Origin of the sequence: Streptomyces aureocirculatus (genome assembly GCF_000720475.1) — a bacterium.
Taxonomy (GTDB): Bacteria; Actinomycetota; Actinomycetes; order Streptomycetales; family Streptomycetaceae; genus Streptomyces; species Streptomyces aureocirculatus.
Genome location: NZ_JOAP01000064.1, coordinates 13,784 through 38,570 on the forward strand (window position 1 = coordinate 13,784; position 24,787 = coordinate 38,570).

The 24,787-nt window shown below is 72.6% G+C and carries 17 protein-coding genes; 8 read left to right on the plus strand and 9 right to left on the minus strand.

What is annotated here, in order from left to right; all coding sequences use genetic code 11:
• Positions 1 to 12: 12 nt before the first annotated feature.
• Entirely contained in the window at positions 13 to 1,629 is a 1,617-nt protein-coding gene (locus tag IG78_RS0136900) for an L-lactate permease (RefSeq protein ID WP_030572610.1), read from the minus strand.
• 209 nt (positions 1,630 to 1,838) lie between these two features.
• Complete coding sequence (locus IG78_RS0136905) at positions 1,839 to 2,216, minus strand: DUF3499 domain-containing protein (RefSeq protein WP_030572613.1); 378 nt, start codon at positions 2,214 to 2,216, stop codon at positions 1,839 to 1,841.
• A gap of 311 nt (positions 2,217 to 2,527) precedes the next feature.
• Here IG78_RS0136905 and IG78_RS0136910 point away from each other — a divergent pair, with 311 nt between their 5' ends.
• Positions 2,528 to 3,013, plus strand: coding sequence for a metallopeptidase family protein (locus IG78_RS0136910; RefSeq protein WP_030572617.1), 486 nt, complete (start codon positions 2,528 to 2,530; stop codon positions 3,011 to 3,013).
• 113 nt (positions 3,014 to 3,126) lie between these two features.
• Here the strand turns inward: IG78_RS0136910 and IG78_RS0136915 are convergent, their stop codons facing one another.
• The 3 genes from IG78_RS0136915 to IG78_RS0136925 form a co-directional block, all read right to left on the minus strand.
• Positions 3,127 to 4,623, minus strand: coding sequence for a DUF5719 family protein (locus IG78_RS0136915; RefSeq protein ID WP_030572619.1), 1,497 nt, complete (start codon positions 4,621 to 4,623; stop codon positions 3,127 to 3,129).
• Positions 4,620 to 8,483: a glycosyltransferase family 2 protein gene (locus tag IG78_RS0136920; protein ID WP_030572623.1), complete on the minus strand. Its 3,864-nt coding sequence runs from the start codon at positions 8,481 to 8,483 to the stop codon at positions 4,620 to 4,622. Before IG78_RS0136920 ends, IG78_RS0136915 begins: the two co-directional genes overlap by 4 nt.
• Positions 8,484 to 8,707: 224 nt before the next feature.
• Complete coding sequence (locus tag IG78_RS0136925) at positions 8,708 to 8,971, minus strand: WhiB family transcriptional regulator (RefSeq protein WP_016642094.1); 264 nt, start codon at positions 8,969 to 8,971, stop codon at positions 8,708 to 8,710.
• 740 nt (positions 8,972 to 9,711) lie between these two features.
• On the opposite strand from IG78_RS0136925, the gene IG78_RS0136930 reads away from it, so the two are divergent.
• The 3 genes from IG78_RS0136930 (at position 9,712) to IG78_RS0136940 (ending at position 13,241) form a co-directional block, all read left to right on the plus strand.
• Complete coding sequence (locus IG78_RS0136930; RefSeq protein WP_030572626.1) at positions 9,712 to 10,215, plus strand: cysteine dioxygenase; 504 nt, start codon at positions 9,712 to 9,714, stop codon at positions 10,213 to 10,215.
• A gap of 33 nt (positions 10,216 to 10,248) precedes the next feature.
• On the plus strand, positions 10,249 to 11,205 hold the full coding sequence (gene cofD, locus IG78_RS0136935) for a 2-phospho-L-lactate transferase (protein WP_030572627.1): 957 nt from the start codon (positions 10,249 to 10,251) through the stop codon (positions 11,203 to 11,205).
• Positions 11,206 to 11,723: 518 nt separating this feature from the next.
• On the plus strand, positions 11,724 to 13,241 hold the full coding sequence (locus IG78_RS0136940) for a coenzyme F420-0:L-glutamate ligase (protein ID WP_404827820.1): 1,518 nt from the start codon (positions 11,724 to 11,726) through the stop codon (positions 13,239 to 13,241).
• A gap of 128 nt (positions 13,242 to 13,369) precedes the next feature.
• Here IG78_RS0136940 and IG78_RS0136945 read toward each other — a convergent pair whose 3' ends face one another.
• The 3 genes from IG78_RS0136945 to IG78_RS0136955 form a co-directional block, all read right to left on the minus strand.
• Positions 13,370 to 14,377: a DNA-3-methyladenine glycosylase family protein gene (locus IG78_RS0136945; RefSeq protein ID WP_030572632.1), complete on the minus strand. Its 1,008-nt coding sequence runs from the start codon at positions 14,375 to 14,377 to the stop codon at positions 13,370 to 13,372.
• 172 nt (positions 14,378 to 14,549) lie between these two features.
• Positions 14,550 to 15,632, minus strand: coding sequence for a mannose-1-phosphate guanylyltransferase (manB, locus tag IG78_RS0136950; RefSeq protein ID WP_030572635.1), 1,083 nt, complete (start codon positions 15,630 to 15,632; stop codon positions 14,550 to 14,552).
• 95 nt (positions 15,633 to 15,727) lie between these two features.
• Positions 15,728 to 17,164 (minus strand): peptidoglycan recognition protein family protein, encoded by a 1,437-nt coding sequence (locus IG78_RS0136955; RefSeq protein WP_225882378.1) that lies wholly within the window; start codon positions 17,162 to 17,164, stop codon positions 15,728 to 15,730.
• Between the two features lie 148 nt (positions 17,165 to 17,312).
• Here IG78_RS0136955 and IG78_RS0136960 point away from each other — a divergent pair, with 148 nt between their 5' ends.
• From IG78_RS0136960 to IG78_RS0136975, 4 genes are all read left to right on the plus strand, one after another.
• The gene (locus IG78_RS0136960) at positions 17,313 to 18,071 is read left to right on the plus strand and encodes a TIGR03089 family protein (protein ID WP_030572642.1); all 759 of its coding nucleotides are present in this window, start codon (positions 17,313 to 17,315) and stop codon (positions 18,069 to 18,071) included.
• A gap of 405 nt (positions 18,072 to 18,476) precedes the next feature.
• Complete coding sequence (locus tag IG78_RS0136965; RefSeq protein ID WP_225882379.1) at positions 18,477 to 19,679, plus strand: LCP family protein; 1,203 nt, start codon at positions 18,477 to 18,479, stop codon at positions 19,677 to 19,679.
• Between the two features lie 350 nt (positions 19,680 to 20,029).
• The gene (locus IG78_RS0136970; RefSeq protein WP_030572649.1) at positions 20,030 to 21,865 is read left to right on the plus strand and encodes an LCP family protein; all 1,836 of its coding nucleotides are present in this window, start codon (positions 20,030 to 20,032) and stop codon (positions 21,863 to 21,865) included.
• 141 nt (positions 21,866 to 22,006) lie between these two features.
• Positions 22,007 to 23,674, plus strand: a complete 1,668-nt coding sequence (locus IG78_RS0136975; RefSeq protein WP_030572652.1) for an LCP family protein — start codon at positions 22,007 to 22,009, stop codon at positions 23,672 to 23,674.
• A 24-nt stretch (positions 23,675 to 23,698) separates the two neighbouring features.
• Here the strand turns inward: IG78_RS0136975 and IG78_RS0136980 are convergent, their stop codons facing one another.
• Positions 23,699 to 24,730, minus strand: coding sequence for a glycosyltransferase family 2 protein (locus IG78_RS0136980; protein WP_030572655.1), 1,032 nt, complete (start codon positions 24,728 to 24,730; stop codon positions 23,699 to 23,701).
• Positions 24,731 to 24,787: the final 57 nt, after the last annotated feature.

Below are 24,787 nucleotides of genomic sequence, written 5' to 3' on the forward strand. Positions count from 1 at the left end.
ACGGAAGCGGAATCAGGGCAGCATCCACCCGAGCACCGCCGTGCTCTGGCCGAGGACGACGAGGCACATCACCAGGAGCAGCCCGATGCTCCAGGGCAGCACCTTGCGCAGCAGGTCACCCTCCTTGCCGGCGAGCCCGACGGCCGCGCAGGCGATGGTCAGGTTCTGCGGGGAGATCATCTTTCCGAGGACACCGCCCGAGCTGTTGGCGGCGGCGAGCAGCTCGGGCGAGAGCCCCGACTGCTCGGCGGCGGTCACCTGGAGGGAGCCGAACAGGGCGTTGGCCGAGGTGTCGGAACCGGTGACGGCGACGCCGAACCAGCCGAGCACCGGTGACAGGAAGGCGAGGCCGGAGCCCGCGTCGGCCACGAAGTGCCCGATGGTGGCGGCCTGGCCTGACAGGTTCATCACGTACGCGAGCGCCAGGACGCTGGTCACGGTGAGGATCGCGAACCGCAGCTCGTGCACGGTCGCCACCCACTCCCGCACCGCCACGCGCGCGTGGACGCCGAGTACGGCCGCCGTGCCGACACCGGCGAGCAGGACGAGCGTGCCGCCGGTGGACACCAGCGGCAGCGCGAGGACGTTGCCGCCGACCGGGTCGCCCGCCGGGTCGCCGACGTTCAGGAAGGGCCAGTCGAAGGTGCGCGTGGCCCGCGCGAGGAAGTCCTTGACGGGCGGGATCTGGGCGATGGAGAAGATCACGACGATGAGGGCGTACGGGGTGTAGGCGCGCACCACTTCCGCGCGCGGGTCGTCGTGGTCCAGGTCCTCGCTGCGGGCGCCGGTGAGGACCGCGGCGCGCACCGGCTCGGCGGCGGGCCTGCGGGCGCCCGGCACCGCGACGAGCGCCCCCGCGCCCGCCAAGGCGGCGCCGATGTCGGCCAGTTGCGCGGAGACGTAGTTGGACGCCGCGAACTGCGCGGCCGCGAAGGCGAGTCCGCACACCGCGGCGGGCACCCAGGTCTCCCTGAGCCCGCGTCCGCCGTCCACCAGGGCGACAAGGAGCAGCGGCACGACGAGGGCGAGCAGTGGTGTCTGGCGGCCCACGACGGTGGCGACGGTGTCCAGCGGCAGCCCTGTGACCTGGGCGAGCGTCACCACGGGGGTGCCCATCGCACCGAAGGCCACCGGTGCGGTGTTGGCGACGAGGGCGACGACCGCGGCGCGCACCGGGTCGAAGCCGAGCGCCACCAGCATCACCGAGCAGATCGCGACCGGCGCACCGAAGCCCGCGAGGGCTTCCAGGAGCGCGCCGAAGCAGAAGGCGATCACGAGCGCCTGGATGCGCGGGTCGTCGGAGAGTCGTCCGAAGGAGCGGCGCAGGATGTCGAAGTGCCGGGTGCGGACGGTCATCCGGTACACCCACAGGGCGTTGACGACGATCCACAGGATGGGGAAGAGCCCGAAGACGGCGCCCTGCGCGGCACTGGACGCGGTCTGGCCGAGCGGCATGCCGTACGCGAGCCAGGCCACGGCGGTGGCGACGCCGAGGCCGATGAGCCCGGCGCGGTGGGCCTTCATGCGGACGGCGCCGAGGAGGACCAGGACGGTCAGGAGGGGCAGGGTCGCGACGAGTGCGGACAGGCCGAGCGAGTCGGCCACGGGCTCCAGTTCCTGCACGAACACGAGCGCCTCCCTGAACGATCCGTCGATCGTCGATCGCCGATCATGGGTGGCGAAATCGTCGTGGGCCCGGCAAATGAGCGTCAACGCCCTTGGCGGAAAAGATCCCGTGAAGAGGGGCTACGGGAGGGCCGTGCGGGGACTCGCGTGACTGCCGGCGCGAAAGGGACGTGCAGACGTACAGCCGTACAGACGTAGGGAGGGCCGTGGCCTCAGTTGTCCGGTGAGCGCAGCACCCGCAGGTGGCCGCGGCGCGCGACCTCCATCGGGTCCGCTCCGCGGGGCCCGCTCCCGCCGGCCTCCGCGGCCCGCTCCTGCGGACGCGCCGCCTCCCGCACCGCGTTGGCGAGCGCTTCGAGGTCGTCGCCGCTGGGCCGTGCCGGTCCTGAGCCGTCGGCGAGGCGCACGACTTCCCAGCCGCGCGGCGCGGTGAGGCGCTCGGAGTGCTCGGCGCACAGGTCGTAGCAGTGGGGTTCGGCGTAGGTGGCTAGGGGGCCGAGGACCGCGGTCGAGTCGGCGTAGACGTACGTCAGCGTCGCGACGGCGGGACGGCCGCAAGCGGTGCGCGAACAGCGACGTACAGGGCTCACGACGTTGGACGGTACCGCACTCTTGAGCGGGCCGCGACGACTCTCCCCGGGGTCACTCCCCCGTGTCGTGCTGTGATCCCGCACACAGGGGCTTCCCTGGGCGCGCTCGCTGACCTGCGTGGACGCAAGAGGCCAGTGGGTCCTGCGGTGTTGGACGTGATCACTACATGGTGCAAATCCTGCCAATCGGAGCGAGCTCGGCGGTCCCGGAGAGATACACAATCGAGCCCAAGCTTGGCCGGAATGGTCAGGAAGCGACATGCCACGCTCCGTACGGAAAGGGCGATCTCGGGGACTACGCTTCCCCAGTGATGGAAGACCCCGTACAGCCCCGCCCCACCGAGCCGAGGCCCCGCCGACGCGACCGCCACGGCAGGGGCATGCGCGGCCCCGTCGCGCCTCCCCAGGTGCCGCTCTCCGCGAGCCGCGCGGAGTCGTTCACGGACCTGGTGCAGGACTCCGTGGAGCGCCTCGAGCGGCGCTGGCCGCAGCTCAGCGAGATCGACTTCCTGGTGCTCGACGTGCCGCCCACCGCGGCCGACCACGCCGGTGCCGCAGGTGCCGCCGCCGACGCAGGTGACGAGGGGTGGGAGACCGACGCCGTGCCGCTCGGCGGCACCATCTCGGCCTCCGACGGCGGGCCCGCCCGGGTGGTCATCTACCGGCGGCCCGTCGAGATCCGCACCAAGGGGCGGGACGAGCGGGCCGCGCTGGTCCACGAAGTGGTCGTGGAGCAGGTGGCGGAGCTGCTCGGGCTCTCGCCGGAGTCGGTCGATCCGCGGTACGGCGAGGAGTAGGGCGGAAGCCTTCCCGGCCGGACCTCACGCCCGGCACCCCGCTCCACCGGACCTCACGCCCGGCGCCCGGCCCACCGGACCTCACGCCCGGCGCCCGTCCTCCCGGCCGGACCTCACTTCTGCAATACCCCCAGGTCCTGTTTCGCCGTCGGCACCGACACCGTCCCTCTGTCGTCCGGCAGGGTCTGGACCGTGAACATGGGGATGCCGTTCTCGGGCAGCTCCAGCATGCGGGCGGCGTGCACCGGGCCGCCGGACTCCGGCTCCAGGGTGAGGGCGTAGGACCCCTTGAGGCCGGACGGCACCGGCGGGTCGACGCCGAGCGTCGTGCCGCCCTTGACCGTGTACGACTTCGTGACGGGCTCCCCCGCCTCCGAGCCGGCCGACGCCGTGACCTTGACGCGGGCCGTCTCCCCGGGGGCGACGAGGGCGAGCGTGGAGCCCTCGGCCCGGTTGTCGGCCGAGGTGGCGCGGTCTCCGACCGGGGCGGTCGCGGGGATGAACGCCGTCTCCTGCTTGTCGCCCTTGCCGCGGGTCACGCGCAGCGCGGCCACCACGGGGGCCTCCTCGTCGGTGGCGGTCGGCGTGAGGAGCAGCGAACCCGCCTCGCCCTTGGTGACGTCGCCCAGGTCGACGGCGGCCGTCATGCCGGCCTTCACGTGCAGCGTCTCGTGCCCGGCCGGGGTGATCGGGCCCGTCGGCGAGGCGAGCTGGATCTTCAGGTCGGCGTCGGCGTCACCGGGCGCGAAGGCCACCAGGCGCACGGACGTGGCGTCCTTGGGGATGCCGGGCAGGACCAGGCGGGGGGCGGGGTCGGCGGAGGCGGGCAGCCAGTCACCGCCGAGCTCGTCGTCCGCGGAGTGCACGGCGGCGGCCACGCGTCCGCTGCGCGCGACGACGTGCGTCGTGACGTCGGTGTACGGCTTGCCCGCGAGCGTGGAGAGCAGCACAGGGACGCTGGAGTGCGGCTGGATCTGGATGGACTGGCCGACGTCGGCCTTGATGGCGCCGTCACTGCCGTACAGCTCGACGTCGACGACCGCCGCCGCCTCATCCGGGTTGGTGAGGTGGATGTAGTCGCTGCGGCCCTTGGCGGTGCTGGTGCCGGGGAACCAGAACTCGGTGTCCGGGGCGACGCAGTGGGCGCCCTGGAGGCCGCGGCCCGCACCGGCGCTCACCGTCGTGGTCTGCTGGACGGACCAGCCGGGCGCGAGGCCACCGTCGGCGCCGCCGACGAGCGCGGGCGCGTCCGCCCCCGACTCCTCCGCGGTGACGGGCTTGCCCGGTGACTTCTGGGTCAGGAACGGCTTGACGTCCTTCGCCTTGCCCTCCTCGCCCTGGTGCGCGTCCGTCAGCGCCTTGGGGGCGGGGCGCAGCACGGCAGAGCCGCCGCCCGCGGCACCCTCCGAAGCGGGCGTGAAGGCCGTGTACGTCGTCTCGGCGAGGTCCGAGGTGCTGGGTTCGGGGCACAGCAGGCTGGTGCGCTCCACGGGGAGCCGCTTGGCCGTCTTCGCGGGGCCTTCGTCCTCGGAGCCGGTGACAGAGGCGAAGCCGGTGAGGGCGGCGAGGGCCGCCGCGACGGCGATCAAGGACACGGTGCTGCGGTTCACTGCCTGCTCCCGTCGGGGTGCTCGCTGTCGGTGCCGTGCGGGGGCCGCTGCGGCATCGGCGGGGTCTCCGGGGCGTAGGCGGCGTCACCGGGGGCGGCAGGGGCGTCGCCAGGGGCGGCGGTGGCGCCCTGTCCGTACCCCTGGCCCTCGTACGCCTGGCCGTAGCCCCGCTGGTCGCCGCCGTACATCCCTCCGTAGGCGTACGGGTCGTACTGGCCGCTGTGCGCGGGGTCGCCGGGGTCCGCCTGGTAGGGGTCGGCTTGGTAGGGGTCGGCTTGGTACGGCTGTTCGTAGGAGCCGTACTGGCCTTCCCGGTAGGGCTGGCCGTCCGGGTAGGGCTGGCCGCCCAAGTGGCCCTGGTCGGCGCTGTACGTGCCGTGGCCGGGGCCCCTCGGCGCGGTCTGCCACGCCTCGTGCCCGGGGGTGTGCTGGGCCGGGGTGTGCTGGGCCGGGACGGCGCCCGGGCCGGGCTCACGGGTGCCCCCGTGCGCCCCGTGCCCATCGGGTTCGCCCGGCGCCCCGGGCAGGCCCTCCTGCGCGGCCTGTTCGCTCTGGGCGCGCAGCCTGCGGGCCCTGCGGCCCTCGCCCGTGACGGCCTGGGCGGGCACCAGGTGCTCTTCGGGCAGGTCGTCGTCGACGTCGCGGCGCCGCCCCGGCAGGGCGAGGACCACCAGGACCACGGCGAGCGCGCCCTGCGCCCACAGCCGGCCCGTGTGCGCCGCCGACCGCTCGTACGTGACGTCCAGGTGGCCGCCGGACGCGGGCAGCTCGAAGCCCTGGGCCCAGCCGTCCACGGTGGTGCGGGTCAGCGCGTGGCCGTCCAGGGTGGCCGTCCAGCCCGCGTCGGCCGCGTCGGCCAGGCGCAGGACGCGGCCCTCCTCGCCGTCCGGGAGCGAGGTGTGCAGTTCGACCGGGCCCGCGGCGACCGGCTCCGGGTCGCCGGACTCCGTCACGACGGCGGCCCGCGCGACCTGGCGGTCCACGCGCCACAGGGCGCTGCCGTCCTCCTGGCTGAGCCGGGTCAGGCCGGGGGTCGCGTCGAGGGTGCGGCTCAGCCCGCGCGCGGCTCCGTCGCGAACGAGGACGTAGCGCACCGCGTAGCCGCCGAGCTGGTCGGCCTGGTCGGCGCCGGAGCCCGCGAGGAGGCGGGCGACGATCCGGTCGAGCCGCTGGTGGGTGCCGTCCGCCGCGGCGATCTCGGCGTCACCGAGGCGGACGCCGGAGCCGCGGACGAGCGTGTACGCCACCTCGGCGGGCGAGGCGCCGTCCAGGACGAGGGTGCGGGCCTGGTCCTCGGTGCCGCTCTCCTCGGCGACGAAGGCGGGCACCTGCACCGGGTCGCGCCGCTCCAGGGGCCCGTCGGCACCGGCGATCATCCACCCGGCGGCGGCGACCAGCGGGCCCACGGCCGCGGCGAGGGCGATGAGCGCGGCCACCGGCTGCCGCCAGCCGAAGCTCTGCTCGGCCACGCGCGCGCGGGCGCCGTCCGCGCCGAGCGCGGCGGCGGCGAGCAGCGCGATGCCGTACGCGAGCGTGGCGGGACCCGCCCACACCGAGCCGTTCGACAGGACCGCGAAGAGCAGGGCGACGAGGGCGGCCGCCCAGGCGGTGCGCACCGCCGTCTGCCGCTCGCCGCGGAGCAGCGCGCCGAGCGCGGCCAGGACGATGCCGACGAGGAGCAGACCGCTGACCGTGCCGGGGCCGCCGGGGCTGGCACCGAGCAGATCGAGCGGGGACGCGGACCCCTTGCCGTACTCCAGTCCCGCCTCCTTGAAGAAGCCGAAGGGCAGCAGGGAGAGCGACCAGGGCGCGAGGAGCAGCAGTGGGGTGCCGAGCGCTGCCAGGACCCGCAGGCCGTACGCGGTGATGTCGGCGCGCCGCACCGCGAGCAGAACGAGGCCGAGGACCAGGGCGATGGGCCACACGATCGGCGTGAAGGCGGTGGTGACGGTCAGGAGCAGCGCGTACGCCCAGGTGGCGCGCCAGCTCCCGCGGGCACCCTCCGGGGCGGCGAGGCCGCTCGCCGCGACGCCCGCGCGCGCGATGAGCGGCAGCAGGACGGCGAGGACGGCGGTGCCGATGTGCCCGCCCGCGAGCGCGCCCGTGGCGGCGGGCAGGAACGCGTACACGACGGATGCCCACGCGCGCAGCAGCCGGGACTCGACGAGCGGCCGGGACGCGAAGTACGCGGCGATGCCGGCGAGCGGCACCGAGCCGACCAGGAGCACCGTGACGGCCAGTCCGGTCGACCCGAGGAGCAGGGAGGACAGGAAGGCGACGATCGCCACGTACGGCGGTGCCGCCTCGGTGCCTCCGATGCCCACCGGATGCCAGCCGTCCAGATAGCGCGACCAGAGCGCGGAGGCGTCGGCGGGCGCCGGGAGCAGGGCGCCGCCTGCGAGCGCGCCGCCGCCGAGCAGGGCGCGGCAGGCGATGAGGGAGATCAGGAGCAGGAGCAGGAAGAGCACGGGTCCCGGCTTGCGGGCGATGCGCTTCAGGCGGGCGAACTGCTCGATCTCCAGGAAGTCGGCGTCGTCGCCGCCGGGTCCCGACTCGACGGCGCCGTGCCGGCCCGCGGCGGCCGCCTCGGTGTCGGAGTCACCGACGAGGTGGCCCGCGATCTGCTCCACCGTGGCGCGGACGGTGGCGCCGGGTGGCGGGAACAGCGGCCGCATCTCGCCCGCGTCGACCGCGGGCCTGCCGCGCTTCTTGCGCCCCGCGAGGATCCGCTCGGGCCGCAGCAACGTGCTGAAGAGTCCGGCGACTTCGTCGAGGGCCTGTCCTGGGGCCTTGCCGAGGAGGTAGGCGAGGGTGCGCAGGACCGTGCCGACGACGAGTCTGACGAAGACCCAGGGGAGAACGGCCGGGCGGGAGTTGACCAGGAGGGTGTACGCGGCGCCCGCCTTGTCGACGCGGTGCGGTGAGGAGGCGGCGCGGCCGACGCAGTCGACGGTGCGGCGCTCGCGCGAGGCGGCCTCGGCGTGCCGGACGACGGCGCCGGGGGCGACCAGGACGCGGTACCCCTCCGCGTGCGCGCGCCAGCACAGGTCGACGTCGTCGCGCATGAGGGGCAGCCGCCGGTCGAAGCCGCCGAGCCGCTCGAAGGCCTCGCGCCGGATCAGCATGCCCGCCGTGGACACGGAGAGCACGGGGCGCACGTGGTCGTGCTGGCCCTGGTCCTGCTCGCGCCGGTCGACGCCGGTCCAGCGGCGGCCGGAGTGGGCGATGGAGACGCCCACTTCGAGGAGCTGCCTGCGGTCGTACCAGCCGCGGAGTTTGGGGCCGACGATCGCGATGTCCTGCGGGTCGTGGCCGAGTTCCCGCTCGTTCTCGACGGCGCGGAGGAGTTCGGCGAGGGCGCCTGGCTCGGGCGCGCAGTCGTCGTGAAGGAGCCACAGCCACTGCTCGGGCTCGCCGTGCGGCAGCTCAGGCAGGTCGTACGTCTCGTCGCGCCAACTGCGGCTGACCGGGTCCCAGCCGCTGGGACGCTTGAGGTACGGCAGGTCCTCGGGGGTGAGCACGGCCGCCGTGCGGACGGCTTCGCCGACGGCGGTGCCGAAGCCGGAGCGGCGGGCCAGGTGCAGCACGCGGTCCTGGCCCAGGGCTTCGGTGAGCAGGCGTGCGGAGTCGTCCGCGCTGCCGGTGTCGGCCGCGACCGCGTTCTGGACGGGGCGGTCCTGGCCGAGGAGTCCGGCGACGGCGTCGGGCAGCCAGCGGGCACCGTCGTGGGAGACGAGCACGGCGGTCACGACATGCCGTGGAAACTCGGGCGGGTTCCCGGAGTCGAACCCGGCCGCGCGGGACGGGTCGAACCCGGCGGCAGCGCCTTCGTGGCCTGCCGGGTGGCTGTGCACGGACATCGAGGTACGGGCCCCGGTTCGCTGGACTGCGGTGGACGCCCGCGCTCCGTGAGGAGGGTGTGGCGTCTCGGACGGGGCCCCACACTAACGGCTGGCACCACAACAGCCCGCCGCCTGTGGATAACCCTTGGGCGACGGGCTGTTCGTGGTGCGGTGTTGCGAGGGATGTGGGCGTTCGCGGGCCGACCGTATGGTTTCTGACCGGCTGGTCCGCCGGTCGGGGGTCAGACCGCCGCCTTCTTCAGGCGGCGGCGTTCACGCTCCGAAAGACCGCCCCAGATGCCGAAGCGTTCGTCGTTCGCGAGTGCGTATTCAAGACATTCGGAGCGGACCTCGCAGGCGAGGCAGACCTTCTTCGCCTCGCGAGTGGAGCCGCCCTTCTCGGGAAAGAAGGACTCGGGGTCGGTCTGGGCGCACAGTGCGCGCTCCTGCCAGCCGAGTTCCTCGTCCGCGTCCTCGACCAGCAGTTCCTGAACCAGCTCGGTCATGTGCGCCCCTCGTCTGTCTTCGCGTCCCCGTGATGCTGCCGTTACCGATTTCGGCTGAACGACACGAGTGAAATTACAAGTGCGCCGATCCGGGCCAGTCAAGCTGAGATCTGCTATTGGGCCCCTTATTCACTCTGCGGAACCAAGGCTTTGCGGAAAGTGTTCAAATCTACCTAAACTATGACACCCGTCGGCGGCCCATCCGGCACCTGCCCCGGGATGAGCTCTCCATGACAGGGACGCCACGACACTCACTCCCGTTGCATCGGACGAAACCGAAGCGAACCGGATCACATTCGGATCACAGGATCACAACGGCGGTCGAGCGCCGGTTGACGCGCCGGTTGACGCGCCCGCGAGCGCCGGATGGTGCGGCTTGTGTCCCGGGAGGTGCTGCACAAACCTTTCATCGGACAGGGGAACCGGATGAGGTGAAACATGGTCCACATTTCGGACATAGAGTTGACACCAGGAGGGTGAGCCGCTGTCCTGGTGGGCATGCTCGCGAACTTGGCGCTTTCCGTGACCCGCCCCGGCGGGTCTTCCGGTGCTGCCCCCGCGCGCGATCTGTGTAGCTGTCTCTGTATGTGCGCCTGTTCAAGCTGTTGAGGCGACCCGCCTCCGGCTGCTGAGCCGCACCTCTTCTTCGCCCCCTCGCAGGGCCTCGATGGCCCTCCAGGGCTTCGTACACCCCTTTCCTGCGACACCCCAGCACTCACACGTTGAGGAACCACCGCACCATGAACAGCGACAGCGACCTCCAGATCGCCGGCGACATCCTTGAGGTCCCGCACCTCCTCCAGCCCGCGCGCGAGCACCCCGTCACCGTGGCCGAGTTCGCGGGCCTGGCCCGCGCCATCGCGGCCGACCGCTCCCAGTGGGAACACCTCGTCCAGTACGACGCCACCAGCCGCTGGTACCACCGCCTGCGCAGCGGGCCCGGCTACGAGGTGTGGCTCCTGTCGTGGGTGCCGGGCCAGGGCAGCGGGCGGCACGACCACGGGCGCTCCAGCGGCGTCCTCACCGTCCTCCAGGGCGAGTTGACGGAGCGTACGGACCGGGGTGCGCGGGCGCTCGACGCCGGCGCGCAGCGCGTCTTCGCGCCCGGGTACGTCCACGAGGTCGTCAACGACGCCCTGGAACCGGCCGTGAGCCTGCACGTGTACTACCCCGGTCTGACCGAAATGCCGATGCACACGGCCCGCTGCGAGGCGCGGGCGCCGCAGGATCCCGTGACCGCCTGACACGATGTCGTACCCGCCTGCAATGCTGGGCGCATGCGCATTGTGGTTCTGGCCGGCGGCATCGGCGGCGCCCGTTTCCTCCGCGGCCTCAAGAAGGCCGCGCCCGACGCGGCGATCACGGTCATCGGCAACACCGGTGACGACATCCACCTGTTCGGCCTGAAGGTCTGCCCCGACCTCGACACGGTGATGTACACCCTCGGGGGCGGCATCAACGAGGACCAGGGCTGGGGGCGGGCCGATGAAACCTTCAAGGTCAAGGAGGAGCTCGCGGCGTACGGCGTCGGACCCGGTTGGTTCGGGCTCGGCGACCGGGACTTCGCCACGCACATCGTGCGCACGCAGATGCTCGCGGCCGGTTATCCGCTGAGTGCCGTCACCGAGGCGCTGTGCGAGCGCTGGCAGCCCGGTGTGCGGCTGATCCCCATGTCCGACGACCGCGTCGAGACGCATGTCGCCGTCGAGGTCGACGGCGAGCGCAAGGCCGTGCACTTCCAGGAGTACTGGGTGCGGCTGCGGGCCTCCGTGGACGCGCACGCCATCGTGCCCGTCGGCGCCGAGCAGGCCAAGCCCGCGCCCGGCGTCCTCGAGGCCATCGCCGACGCGGACGTCGTGCTCTTCCCGCCGTCCAACCCCGTCGTCAGCGTCGGCACGATCCTCGCCGTGCCCGGCATCCGCGAGGCCATCGCCGACGCCGGGGTGCCCGTCGTCGGCCTCTCCCCCATCGTCGGCGACGCGCCCGTGCGCGGCATGGCCGACAAGGTCCTCGCCGCCGTGGGCGTCGAGACCACCGCCGCCGCCGTCGCCGAGCACTACGGCAGCGGCCTCCTCGACGGCTGGCTCGTCGACACGGTCGACGCGACCACCGTCGAACGCGTCGAGTCGGCCGGCATCCGGTGCCGGGCGATCCCCCTCCTGATGACGGACGAGGACACCACGACGGCGATGGCGCGCGAGGCGCTGACGCTGGCGGAGGAGGTACGGGCATGAGCGGGCGCGACGGGGCGCCTCCGGCGCAGGGGGGTGGGGTGGCTCCGGCGCAGGACGCCGGGATGCCTCCGGCGCAGGGTGCTGCGGTGCCTCCGGCACAGGGCGCTGCCGTGACTCCCGTACAGGACACCGGGCTGACTCCGGCACAGGGCAGTGCCCTGACTCCGGCGCAGGACACCGGGCAGACTCCCGCACAGGGTGCTGCCGTGCCTCCCGCACAGGAGACCGGGCAGACTCCCGCACAGGGCAGTGCCCTGACTCCGGCACAGGACACCGGGCAGACTCCCGCACAGGGTGCTGCCGTGCCTCCCGCACAGGACACCGGGCAGACTCCCGCACAGGGTGCTGCCGTGCCTCCCGCACAGGACATCGGGCAGACTCCCGCACAGGACACCCGGGTGCCTCCCGCACAGGACACCGGGCTGGCTCCCGCACAGGGCAGTGCCCTGACTCCCGCACAGGACACCGGGGTGCCTCCCGCACAGGGCAGTGGGTTGCCTCCGGCGCAGGACGCCGGGATGCCTCCGGCGCAGGGCGCTGTGGTGGCTCCGCAGGTGCCAGGGGGTGGCGCTGCTGCGCAGGGGCCTTCGGCTCATGGGGAACCGCGAGCGCGGAGCACCAGCGCTGGCCCGCACGCGCTAGGTGCCGGTGCCGGTGCCGGTGCGCGCACGCAGGATGCCGGTGGTGTTCCGGGTGGGCGGCGCGGTGGTGAGGCCGTCGCGTTTCGGGTGTGGGCGGTCGGGGGGATTCCCGAGGTGCGGCGCGGGGACGATCTCGCGAAGCTGATCGCCGCGGCCGAGCCGGGGCTCGCCGACGGCGACGTCGTGCTCGTCACCTCGAAGATCGTCAGCAAGGCCGAGGGCCGCGTCGTCGCGGCGACCGACCGGGAAGCGGCCATCGACGCGGAGACCGTGCGCGTCGTGGCCCGGCGCGGAACCCTGCGCATCGTCGAGAACCGCCAGGGGCTCGTCATGGCCGCGGCCGGCGTCGACGCCTCCAACACCCCCGCGGGGACCGTGCTGCTGCTGCCCGAGGACCCCGACGCGTCCGCCCGCGCCGTCCGGCAGGGACTCAAGGACGCGCTCGGCGTGGACGTCGGCGTGCTCGTCACCGACACCTTCGGCCGGCCCTGGCGGGCCGGACTCACGGACGTCGCCATCGGTGCCGCGGGCGTGCGGGTCCTCGACGACCTGCGCGGCGGCACGGACGCGTACGGCAATCCCCTCAGCGCCACGGTGGTCGCCACCGCCGATGAGCTCGCCGCCGCCGGTGATCTGGTCAAGGGGAAGGCCGCGGGGCTGCCGGTCGCCGTGGTGCGGGGGCTCCCCCATGTCCTGGGGGGCGCCGCGGACGGCCCGGGTGCCGACGCCGCCGGGGACCGAGGGGCGCGTGCCCTCGTGCGCGACGCCCGGGACGACATGTTCCGGCTCGGCACCTCCGAGGCGGTACGTGAGGCGCTCTCCCTGCGGCGGACCGTGCGCGAGTTCACCGACGAGCCCGTCGACCCCGGCGCCGTCCGGCGTGCCGTCGCCGCCGCCGTCACCGCGCCCGCGCCGCACCACACCACGCCCTGGCGCTTCGTCCTCCTGGAGTCCGCGGCGTCCCGTACCGAACTGCTCGACGCCATGCGGGACGCCTGGGTCGCCGATCTGCGCCGGGACGGCAAGTCCGAGGAGTCCATCGCCCGCCGGGTGCGCCGCGGCGACGTCCTGCGGAACGCGCCCTACCTCGTCGTGCCCTGTCTCGTCATGGACGGTTCCCATACGTACGGGGACGCGCGGCGGGACGGCGCCGAAAGGGAGATGTTCGTCGTCGCCGCCGGGGCCGGGGTGCAGAACTTCCTCGTGGCGCTCGCCGGGGAGCGGCTCGGGTCCGCGTGGGTTTCGTCGACGATGTTCTGCCGGGATGTGGTGCGGGGCGTTCTCGGGCTGCCGCGGGAGTGGGATCCGATGGGGGCTGTGGCCGTCGGGCATCCGGCTTCCGCGCCGGTGGGGCGGGGCGGGCGGGTGGTGGAGGACTTTGTGGTGGTGCGGTAGGGGTGACAGGCTGAAAGGCCTTCGCCGGAGCGGGCTGGACGAGGTGCCGGAGCGGGCTGGAAGGGTGCCGGAGCGGGCTGGAAGAACGCCGGTGCGGGCTGGAAGGGTGCCGGAGCGGGCTCAACGTCTCACAGGAGGCCGATGTCCGTCCTCGGCATCCGCGGCTTGCGGCGCGGGGGGACCTGGCCGCTGAGGAGGATCAGGCGGGCCGCCCGGTGGCGCTGGCCCTCGTAGGGGGCGAGGAGTTCCAGCATGCGGGCGTCATCCGCGGTGCGGTCGCCGTCGAGGGCGTAGCCGACGATGCCGGGGAGGTGGAGGTCGCCGACCGTCACCTCATCGGGGGCGCCGTTGCTGCGCTGGACCGTTTCCGCGGAGGTCCAGGGGCCGATGCCGGGGATCGCCTCCAGGCGGGCCCGTGCCGCCACCGGATCCATCGCCGCCGCCTCCTCCAGGCGCGCCGCCACCCGGGCCGCCCGCAGGATCGTCGACGCGCGCTTGTTGTCCACGCCCGCCTTGTGCCACTCCCAGGACGGGATCAGGGACCACGTACGCGGCTCCGGCATCACCTGCATCCGGGCCTGCGCCGGGGTCGGCCCGGGCGCGGGTTCGCCGTACTTGCGGACCAGCAGGCGCCAGGCGCGGTACGCCTCGTCCGCGGTGACCTTCTGCTCCAGGATCGACGGGATCAGGGATTCCATGACCAGGCCCGTACGGGTCAGGCGCAGGCCGTGGCGGCGGCGCCAGGTGTGCGCGACCAGCCGGTGGCGGGGGGCGAAGTCCTCCGGCGTGTCGGTGGCGCCGAGTAGTTGCGGGAGGCGGTCGAGGAGCCAGTCCGCGCCCGCTCCCCAGGCCTCCGCGTCCGCCGTGCCCCCGCGCAGGGCGACGCGGAGGGTGGCTGGGCCTGCCGGGGTGCGGGTGGCTCGCCAGATCGAGCCGTCGGGGGTGGTGCGGAAGGTGGGGTCTGCGGGGCCCCTTCGCAGGGGGCCGAGGGTGATTGCCAGGTCCACCGGGGTCTGGGGGGTCCAGGTGCGGCGGGTTCCGGTGGTGGTGCGTGGGGCGAGGGAGCCTCGGGGGGTCGCGGTTTCGCCGCCGCGCACGGTGGTGCGGGTGGGGCGGGGAGCGAAACGGGAGGACACCCGTCGAGGGTACGGGGTGGGCCCTCGTGGGACGCCCCAGTCCCGCCCCTTCCCGTAACCAGGGGCGCTGCGCCCCCTGGACCCCAGCCGTTTATCGGCGCTCCGCGCCTCGTCCTCAATCGCCGGACGGGCTCAAAAGAACCCGTCCGGCGGTTGAGCGAGCGCGCCGGCGCTACTGGTCCGAGGAGAAGCGGACCGCCCCCGCCGGCAGCCTGGCTTCGCACCACACCCGCGCGCCCGCCCGCAGCTCATTGTCGGCACCGACACACGCGCCGTCGCCCACCACCGCGTCGGTGAGGACCGAGCGCGCGCCCACGGAGGCCCGGGCGCCGATGAGGGAGTCGGTGATGACGGCGCCGGGTTCGATGACGGCGCCGGAGAGGACCGTGCTGCCGACCAGTTGGGCACCCTCACCGACCACGGCGTCCTCGCCGACCACCGTGCCGCCGGTGAGCTTGGCGTCGGAGGCGACGTGGGCGGAGGGCAGGACGAGGCGGTCGCCGCAGCGGCCGGGGACCGCCGGGGACGGGGCGCGGCCGAGGACCAGGTCGGCGGAGCCGCGGACGAAGGCCTGGGGGGTGCCGAGGTCCAGCCAGTAGGTCGAGTCGACCATGCCCTGGAGGTGGGCACCGGAGGCGAGGAGGTCCGGGAACGTCTCGCGTTCCACGGAGACGGGGCGGCCCGCGGGGATGGTGTCGATGACCGAGCGGCGGAACACGTACGCGCCCGCGTTGATCTGGTCGGTGACGATCTCCTGGGGCGTCTGGGGCTTCTCCAGGAAGGCGGTGACGCGGCCGGTCGGGTCGGTGGGGACGAGGCCGTAGGCGCGAGGGTCGGAGACCTTCGTCAGGTGGAGGGAGACCTCCGCGTCGACGCGCTCGTGCTCGGCGACCAGGGCGCGGATGTCAAGGCCCGTGAGGATGTCGCCGTTGAAGATCAGGACGGGGTCCTCGGGGCCCGAGTGCAGGCGCGGGGCGACGTTGCGGATGGCGCCGCCGGTGCCGAGGGGCTCCTCCTCCGTGACGTACTCGATGTGCAGGCCGAGCGCCGAGCCGTCGCCGAAGTAGGGCTCGAAGACCTCCGCCAGATAGGAGGTGGCCAGGACGATGTGGTCGACTCCGGCCGCACGCGCGCGGGCGAGCTGGTGGGTGAGGAACGGGACGCCCGCCGCGGGGACCATCGGCTTGGGCGTGTTCACCGTGAGCGGCCGCAGCCGGGTGCCCTTGCCGCCGACCAGGAGGATCGCTTCTGTCACCTGTCGTCTCTGCTTCCTGCTGGGGCCGGCCGAGGTTGTGTTTCGGCCGGCCAGTTTATGCAGATGTATGAGCGGACCGCGCAGGGCGACAGGCCCTAGCGGCCCTGGTAGCGAGCCGAAGCGGACCGGGCCGTTCCGAGCTTCTTGTACAGGCGGCGGCCGGGGCACTCGGTACGGAACCCGTCCCGGTGGCCGGAGATCACATTGAGCTTGACGGTGCTGCCCTTCTTGTACAGATTGCCACCGCCCGACTTCAAGTAGGTCTTGCCGCGTGGATTGGCCCCGAACAGGCCGAGCTTCCACGCGGTGAGCTTCGCCACGGCGGTCACCGCGGCCTTGGGCGGGATGGCGGTGGTGAACGATCCGATGACGGCGATGCCCATGCTGTTGGTGTTGAAACCGAGAGTGTGCGCGCCGAGAACCGCCTTGGCCACACCCCCCGCACGGCCTTCGTAGATGTTTCCGCACTTGTCGACAGCGAAGTTGTAGCCGAAGTCACGCCACCCGCTGCTCTTGACGTGGTAGCGGTAGATACTGCGCAGGACGGAGGGCGACTGCGAGCAGCGGTAGTTGTTGCCGGTGGCGCTGTGGTGCAGGAAGGCGGCCTTGACGGTCCTGGTGTACGCGAAGTTCCGCTCGCGCAGGCTCTCGTCGGCGCCCCAGCCGCGGCGCGTGACGATGCGCGGGCGCGGGCCGATGTACGGCTTGGCCCTGGCGGCGTCGGTGCCGTAGGCGTCCGCCAGGTACGCCTCCGTCGCGGCCTTGTCGAGCTCGGGGATGACCGCGGCGCCCATCGGGGCGAGCTCGGCGTTCACCGCGGACGCGGCCGCGGCCTCGGCGGTCATCAGGGACGTGCGGGCGGCTTCCACGGCCCCCGCCGGGGTGCCCTGTGCCGCGGCGTCGCTCTCGGCGCTCTGCAGGACGCCGTCCGGTGTGGCGTCGGCGGGCGGCGCCGGGTGCTCACCGGGGTCGACGAGTTCGAGGCGCAGGCCGGTGGGCAGGTCGACGCTCTTGTCCACGGGCAGCGCGTGCGCCCCGTACGAGGGCAGCGCGCGCCCGGTGTCCGTGCGCACCCGCACCTCCACGCCGTCGGAGTCCCCGACCCACAGCGGTGCCGTCGAGCCGCGGACCCGGCCCGAGTCGCGCTCGGCCGTGCCGGGGTCGGCCGCGTGCTCGTGGTTGTGGGTCTCGACCTCCTGCCAGGGGGACCAGGTGGTGGTGCCGGTGGCGCGGGTACGGACCTGGACGCGCCCCTGCAGTTCGACGTCCGGATCGTCCCAGACGACACCCACCAGGGAGAACGGCCGGACATCGCGCCGGGTGAGCCCCTGTTCGGGCGGCGCGGCCCCACCGCCGCCCGCGCGGTCGCGGCCCGGGCCGAGCGGCTCAAGGGGCAGCGACTGGGTGCTGCCGGGCAGTGAGTCGGCCGCGGGCCGGGTGACGGCCGCGGAGCCGGACGGCGTCAGGGCTAGGGGCAGGGCGAGCGCCGCGGCACAGGTGACACCGATCGAAGAAGAAAGGAATCCACGCATACGACTGATAGTTGGCATACCCGTACATAACTGTCCATCGGGAAAGTCCCGCGGCTGACGGCCCGTCGACCGCGCGGCGGTCGAACCGGCGTCCCCAACTAGGCATCGCGCAGCGGCGGCACAGCGCCGCCCGCGTACCCTTGCGGCCGTGAACGCCAACGACCGCACCCCTGCCGACCTGCTGCGATCCGCGCTCGCCGCGGACCCGGGCCGCCCACTCGTCACGTACTACGACGACGCCACCGGCGAGCGCGTCGAATTGTCCGTGGCCACCTTCGCCAATTGGGTGGCCAAGACCGCCAATCTGCTCCAGGGCGATCTCTCCGCCGAGCCCGGCGACCGGCTCGCGCTGCTCCTGCCCGCGCACTGGCAGACCGCGGTCTGGCTGCTCGCGTGCTCCTCGGTGGGTGTCGTCGCGGATGTCGGCGGCGACCCGGCGGCGGCCGACCTCGTCGTCAGCGGCCCCGACCCCGAGAGCCTGGCGGCGGCGCGCAACTGTTCCGGCGAGCGGGTCGCCCTCGCCCTGCGCCCCCTCGGCGGCCGCTTCCCCCAGGCCCCGGAGGGCTTCGCCGACTACGCCGTGGAGGTGCCGGGCCAGGGTGATCGGTTCGCGCCGTACGCGCCCGTGGACCCGGACGGCCCCGCCCTCGCCGTCGCCGGCCTGGAGCTGACCGGTGCCGACCTGGTGGAGCGGGCCCGCGCCGACGCCGCCGAGCTCGGCCTCGCCCCCGGCTCCCGGCTTCTGTCCGCCCGCCCGTACGACACCTGGGACGGCCTGAGCGCGGGCCTGTACGCACCACTGGCCGCGGGCGGTTCGGTGGTCCTCTGCCGCCACCTGGACCGCCTCGCCGACGGCGGCCTGGAGAAGCGCCTTGAGAGCGAGCGGGTCACGGCGACCGCCCGTTAGGGCCTGTCTGACAATTCCCGTCTGCCACGCGACGCCATGCACGCCCTCTCGCCGCACCGGACGCAGACCCAAGTACGTCCAGTACGAGGGCCCGCGCCCGGCACGCCGAGAGCACGCACCTGACGCCGCGTGGCCGCCCTCCGGGCGACGACGCGCGGCGGTCCATGGTCGTAGGAGCGAGCAGAGCGATCTGTGCACCGACCCGACCAGCCGTGAGGGGTGGACCGCCACGTGACCGACACCGCGCGCACGCCGTCCGAGCCGGGTGACCGTCCGGCCTCGGACACGCCACGCGCGGCCGCGGACGCGCAGGACGGGTCCTCGGACGCACCGGACGGCACCACGAACGCGCCGGGCGGCACCACGAACGCGCAGGACGGGACCGTGTACGCGCAGGACGGGACCGTGTACGCGCCGGGTGCGGGCGCGAGCCCCACCGGGGTCGGCTCGCGTCGCCGCAGGCTGCGCTGGCTGCGGTACGCGGCCGTGGTGACCGCCGTCCTCGTGCTCGCCGCGGGCGGCCTCGGCTGGGCCGCGTACACCAAGCTCCAGGGAAACATCACCAAGGACACCGGCACGGCCGCCGAACTGGCCCGCTACGAGAAGGAGCGGCCGACGCCGCTGGTGCACGACGCGCAGAACATCCTGCTCATCGGCTCCGACTCACGCTCGGGTCCCGGCAACCGCAAGTACGGCCGCGACCCCGGCACCCAGCGCTCGGACACCACGATCCTGCTGCATCTGGCCGCCGACCGGCAGAGCGCGACCGCGGTGTCGCTGCCGCGCGACCTGATGGTGGACATCCCCGGCTGCCGCCGCCCCGACGGCTCCCGCACCCGCGCCCAATTCGCCCAGTTCAACTGGGCGTTCGAATTCGGCGGCACGGCCTGCACGATCCGTACGGTGGAGAAGCTCACCGACATCCGCGTCGACCACCACATGGTGGTGGACTTCGCCGGGTTCAAGGGCATGGTGGACGCCGTCGACGGGGTCCAGGTCTGTCTGAAGGAGCCCATGGAGGACGCCGCCGCCAAGATCCGGCTCCCTGCCGGACCGCAGACACTCGACGGCGAGCAGGCCCTCGGCTACGTGCGCGCCCGCAAGTCCCTCGGCAACGGCAGCGACACCGACCGCATGGACCGGCAGCAGGAGTTCCTGGCCGCGCTCGTCAACAAGGTGCGCAGCAATGATGTCCTGCTGAATCCGGCGAAGCTCTATCCCGTTCTCGACGCGGCCACGTCGTCCCTGACGACGGACCCCGGACTCGCGAGTTTGCGTGGTTTGTACGAACTGGTGCGCGGGGTGCGCACCATCCCCACAGAACGGGTGCAATTCCTCACCGTGCCACGGCGTTCGTACACCTATGACGCGAATCGCGACGAGTTGGTCGAGCCCGCCGCCGACGCGCTGTTCTCCCAACTGCGCAAGGACGAGCCGGTCGAGGTGGTGCGCGCGGCCACCGTGGCGAACCGCGAAGCCGCGGCCGCCGACTCGTACGAAGACGACTCCGGGGACGACACGGACGAGAAGCCCGACGACCCCACCCATGTGCCGAGCCCTGCCCCGACATTCCGGGGCAACACGGCCGACCGGTCCTCCTGCAGGTAAAACGGGCATCTCCGGGAAGACCGCTCACAACCCGCTTCCCACCCGCTTCCCGCCCACTTCCCAACCGCTTCCCAGCCGCTTGCCAAAGGAATTGGGTGGATTGCCCAGTTGTAGGGCCCCGGACGGACAGTGGAATTTGTCACCGGCGTCGTTGGACGCTGAACTGGGCGGATAGTGTGAGCCGATCCGGTGTTCCGGCCTACCAGGCCGCGCACCGCTGTACGACTGACCGAGCGCCTTCTTGAGGGGGGAAAGGCGCCGCGTGGCCCTGACGGAGGACGCAAACAACCGTGGACGCGCAAGGCCGTGGGCCCCACAGGGGAGAGCGAGGCGACTTCCATGAGAGGGCGGTGGCGGGTGACGGGCGGGCAGATGACATCGACCCCGCAGACCAATGGGTGCTCAACCCGCAGACCGGCGAATACGAACTGCGACTGAGTCCCTCCGCAGGGCAGTCGACGCCGCCCGGAGTGCCCGGCCCACGTGGTGGTGCCGCGTCCAGCCCCGGCGCGAACGGCGCGGGGCGGCCCGGTGGCAGGCGCGGCCGCGAGCCGGACCCCGGGCAGGGGCGGGAGCGCGGTGGCGGCACCCGTGGCCGCGAGCAGGGCGGTGGCACCCGTGGCCGCGAGCAGGGCGGCAGCCGGGAGCACGGCCGTGAGCAGGTGCCGGGACAGCGTCGGCGGCGGGCCGCGCCGCCGGAGGCCACGGCGGGCGGGCGGCGCAAGCAGCGCCCCAAGAAGAAGTCCGCCGGCAAGCGGGTCGCCGTCTGGTCGGGCGGCACGATGGCCTTCGTGGTCGTCGCCGCGGCCGTGGGCGGCTATCTGTACTACCAGCACCTGAACGGCAACATCACGTCCGTGTCCGACGACGGCGCGGGCACCGGCGGGTTCAGCAAGGACCGTGCCATCAACATCCTGCTCGTCGGCACGGACAAGCGCAGCGGCAAGGGCAACGCGGGCTACGGCGACGAGGGCAGCGCCGGACACGCGGACACCACGCTCCTGCTGCACGTCTCCAAGGACCGCTCCAACGCGACCGCGCTGAGCATCCCGCGCGACATGATCACCGACATCCCGGACTGCCCCACCAAGCAGGACGACGGCTCCACCAAGGTCATCCAGGGTTCGAAGAACGTCCGCTTCAACCAGAGCCTCGGCCAGAACGACCGCACGCCGAGCTGCACGATGCGTACGGTCACCGAGATCACCGGCATAAAGCTCGACCACTTCATGGTGGCCGACTTCAACGCGGTCAAGACGCTGTCCAGCGCGGTCGACGGCGTGGACGTGTGCCTCGCCAAGGACATCGACGACCCCAAGTCGCATCTGAAGCTGCCCAAGGGCAAGCACACGATCGAGGGCGAGAAGGCGCTCGCGTTCGTGCGCACCCGGCACACCGTCGGCAACGGCGGCGACTTGAGCCGGATCGAGCTCCAGCAGCAGTTCCTCAGCTCCCTGATGCGCAAGCTCAAGTCCGGGGGCACGCTGACCAGCCCGAAGAAGATGATAAGTCTGGCGGAGGCGGGCACGAAGGCGCTCACCGTCGACTCCAGGATCGGCGACATAATGAAACTCCGTGACCTCGGCATGGAGCTCGGCAAGCTCGACATGAAGAACCTGACCTTCGCGACCATGCCCGTGATCGACAACCCCGCCGAGAAGACACCCGTGACGGTCGTCCCGAAACAGCCGCAGGCCGACAAGCTGTTCTCGATGATGCGGGAGGACGTGTCGCTGACCGAGGTCAAGAAGCAGCAGAAGAAGGAGAAGGCCGCGGTGGCGGCCCGCCTCAAGGGCCCCAAGTCCGACCCCTCCGACGTGCGAGTCGACATCTACAACGGCAGCGGCAAGACGGGCGCCGCTCAGGCGACTCTCAGTTGGCTGCAGAACAATGAAGGCGTGACCAAGTCCAGCCAGCAGGGGAATGCGCCGCAGAACCTGGGCAAGACGTCCCTGGAGTACGGCGCCGACCAGGCCGACCAGGCCCGGCGGCTCGCCGAGCTCATGGGGCTGCCCGGGGCCGCGCTGAAGCAGGGCAAGAGCGAGAAGAACGACCAGGGGCTGCCCGCGATGGTGCTGACCCTTGGTGCGGACTTCAAGGGCGCGGGGGTGCCCATCACCGCTCCGTCGAAGGCGCCGGACGGCATCCAGAAGGTCGAGGCCGACAAATCCGTGTGCGCCAAGTGACCTGAGACGGTTGTTTCACGTCTCACATAACGCCCCGCGTGGCGGCGGGCCGGTGACCGCCGCCGCGTGGGGCGGCGGCAGTGCGCCGCAAGTCACCGCGGGGCGACCGCACTTGGCAAGCAGGGCGGGGAGGGGACAGGGATGGGGCAGAGCAGTGTCCGTGGGGAGGGGGCGCCCAGCGCCGCCAAGGCCCGGGACGGGGCGTCCTCCGACAGACCCCGCAAGCTCCGCGAAGGCGGTACCGCGGGTCCGGGCGTCAAAGAGGGCGAGGCGGGGCCGCCGGGGAAAGGCGGAGGCGGCGGTGGGGGCGACGGCAGGCACCCGCGGCGCCGCAAGCGCCGGATACTGCGCTGGTCGGCGACGATCCTCTCGGTCCTGATACTCGGCACGGCCGCCGCCGGATACCTCTACTACCAGCACCTGAACGACAACCTGGAGACGGACGACCTGAACCTGGGGGAGCACCGCGCGCCCGAGCCCACCCCCAATTCCGCGGGTCAGACACCCCTGAACATCCTCCTGATCGGCTCCGACGCCCGCGACTCCAAGGAGAACCAGAAGCTCGGCGGCGCCAAGGACACCTTCGGCGGCCCGCCCCTCGCGGACGTACAGATGCTCCTGCACCTCTCGGCGGACCGCACCAACATGTCCGTCATCAGCATGCCGCGCGACACCCTGCTGACCATCCCCAAGTGCACGGACCCGGACGACGGCAAGGTCTACAAGGAGACCGGGCCGCGCATGATGACGAACGAGTCCCTGGGCCGCGGGGGGCCCGGCTGCACGGTCGCCACCTGGGAGAAGCTGACCAATATCCACATCAATCACTTCGTGATGGTCGACTTCTCGGGTGTGGTGTCGATGGCGGACGCGATCGGCGGCGTACCCGTCTGCGTGGACAAGAACATCCACTCGCGCACCAGCCGGGGCAAGGGCTCGGGCCTGAAGCTGGAGAAGGGCACCTCGAACATCAAGGGCGAGCAGGCCTTGCAGTGGCTGCGCACGCGCTACGGCTTCGAGGACGGCAGCGACATAGCGCGCGCCAAGGCCCAGCACATGTACATGAATTCGCTGGTCCGCACGCTCCGTGAGAACACCGGTCTGACCAGCCCCAACCGGCTCCGCAAGCTCGCCGAGAACGCGACGCGCGCCCTGAAGGTCGACCCGGGCCTCGGCTCCGTCATGAAGCTCTACGGCCTCGGCAACGAGCTGAAGAAGGTGTCGCCGGAGCGCACCACGATGACGACGATGCCGTTCGAGTACTCGGGTTCCCGTGTGGTGCCCAAGCCCGGTGACGCCGAGAAGCTCTTCCGTCTCGTACGGGACGACATCGCCCTGGACGGCAAGGACGAGCGCAAGCCCGCGAAGGAGAAGCTGTCGGACGACCCGGCGGCGCCGGACGACAGGATCGCGCTCCAGGTCCGCAACGGCACCCGCACCGCCACCGAGCCCCCGGTCAGCCGCCGTGCGAGCGCCGTCGCCGAGCTGCTCGCCGAGAAGGGCTTCACGAAGGCGGCCCCCGACCCGGCGTCGGCACTGACCGAGGCCAGGACCGTCGTCCGCTATCCGAGCCTGGAGCTGGAGGGCGACGCCCAGCGCGTCGCCAAGTCCCTCGGCCTGCCGCTGAGCGCGGTGAAGAAGTCCACGGACGTCTCCGGCATCACGCTCGTCGTCGGCTCCGACTGGCGCGAGGGCGCCGAGCCGAAGAAGGCGAAGAAGTCGGACGACAGCACGCCCGAGTCCGCGGACGCCCTGAACGGCTCCGATTCCAAGGCCTGCATGAAGGTGGACCCGAACTTCACCTGGTAGCCGAGCGGTGCCCGGGAGGCCCGGTCAGGCCTCCTGGGTCTCCCCCATGACCGCCGGGCGCCGCGAGGCGATGACCTTCCTCGCCAGCGAGCGCGGGCTGGTGAGGAAGCCCCAGCCCCACGACATGTGCATCGTCGCGAGCGCCACCGGGATCCGCAGCCGCGCCTTCAGGGGCAGTCCCTTGCCCGCGGGGACGGAGCCCGCGGCGATCGCGGCGAGATAGCCGCCGGGCACGACGAAGCCGAACGGCGTCACCAGGGCGCCGACGACCACGCCCGCGGCTATCGCGCAGACGGCGACCGGCGGCGCGAGGTAGCGCAGGTTGATCGAGCCCTGGTGGTAGCGGGCCACGACGTGGCGCCAGCGGCCGTAGTCCTTGTACTGCTTGGCGAGCGCCTTCACGCTCGGCCGCGGGCGGTAGGAGACCTTCAGCTCGGGCGAGAACCAGATGAGGCCGCCGGCCTCCCTGATGCGGAAGTTCAGCTCCCAGTCCTGGGCGCGGATGAACTCCTCGTTGTACCCGCCCTGCTGTTCGAGGGCCTCGCGCCGGAACACGCCCAGGTAGACCGTCTCGGCCTGCTGTGCGGCACCGCCGGTGTGGAAGGCGGCGTTGCCCACGCCGATCTTCGACGTCATGGCGGCGGCGACCGCGTGCTCCCAGTCGTTCTGGCCCTCGGCGTGCATGATGCCGCCGACGTTCATCGCGCCGGTCTCCTCAAGGAGGCGGACCGCGGTCGTGATGTAACCCGGCGAGAGTGCGGCGTGGCCGTCGACGCGTACCACGATCGGGTGACGTGAGGCCTTGATCGCGGCGTTCAGGGCAGCCGGGGTGCGGCCCGTGGGGTTGGGCACCGTGTGCACCCGGGAGTCCTCCGCGACCAGCGCGGCAGCGATCTCGTCCGTGCGGTCGGTGGAGGGGCCGAGCGCGACGACGACCTCCATCTCGCCCGCGTACTCCTGCTTGAGGATCGCGTGCACGGCTTCACGCAGGTGCCGCTCCTCGTTCAGAACCGGCATGATCACGGATACGGCGGGGGGATGCACGTCGGACTTCAACTGTGCGGCGTCCTTTTCATCGCTCGGCCGGGGTCCAGGGGCTGTCCCCCGGGGAAA

Bases quoted from the DNA above. Each gene is read 5' to 3' on its own strand.
- IG78_RS0136910 (WP_030572617.1), top strand. From the start codon at position 2,528: ATGGAAGACCCCGTACAGCCCCGCCCCACCGAGCCGAGGCCCCGCCGA.
- IG78_RS0136920 (WP_030572623.1), bottom strand. From the start codon at position 8,483: ATGTCCGTGCACAGCCACCCGGCAGGCCACGAAGGCGCTGCCGCCGGG.
- IG78_RS0136925 (WP_016642094.1), bottom strand. From the start codon at position 8,971: ATGACCGAGCTGGTTCAGGAACTGCTGGTCGAGGACGCGGACGAGGAA.
- IG78_RS0136930 (WP_030572626.1), top strand. From the start codon at position 9,712: ATGAACAGCGACAGCGACCTCCAGATCGCCGGCGACATCCTTGAGGTC.
- cofD (WP_030572627.1), top strand. From the start codon at position 10,249: ATGCGCATTGTGGTTCTGGCCGGCGGCATCGGCGGCGCCCGTTTCCTC.
- IG78_RS0136940 (WP_404827820.1), top strand. From the start codon at position 11,724: ATGCCTCCGGCGCAGGGCGCTGTGGTGGCTCCGCAGGTGCCAGGGGGT.
- IG78_RS0136955 (WP_225882378.1), bottom strand. From the start codon at position 17,164: ATGCGTGGATTCCTTTCTTCTTCGATCGGTGTCACCTGTGCCGCGGCG.
- IG78_RS0136975 (WP_030572652.1), top strand. From the start codon at position 22,007: ATGGGGCAGAGCAGTGTCCGTGGGGAGGGGGCGCCCAGCGCCGCCAAG.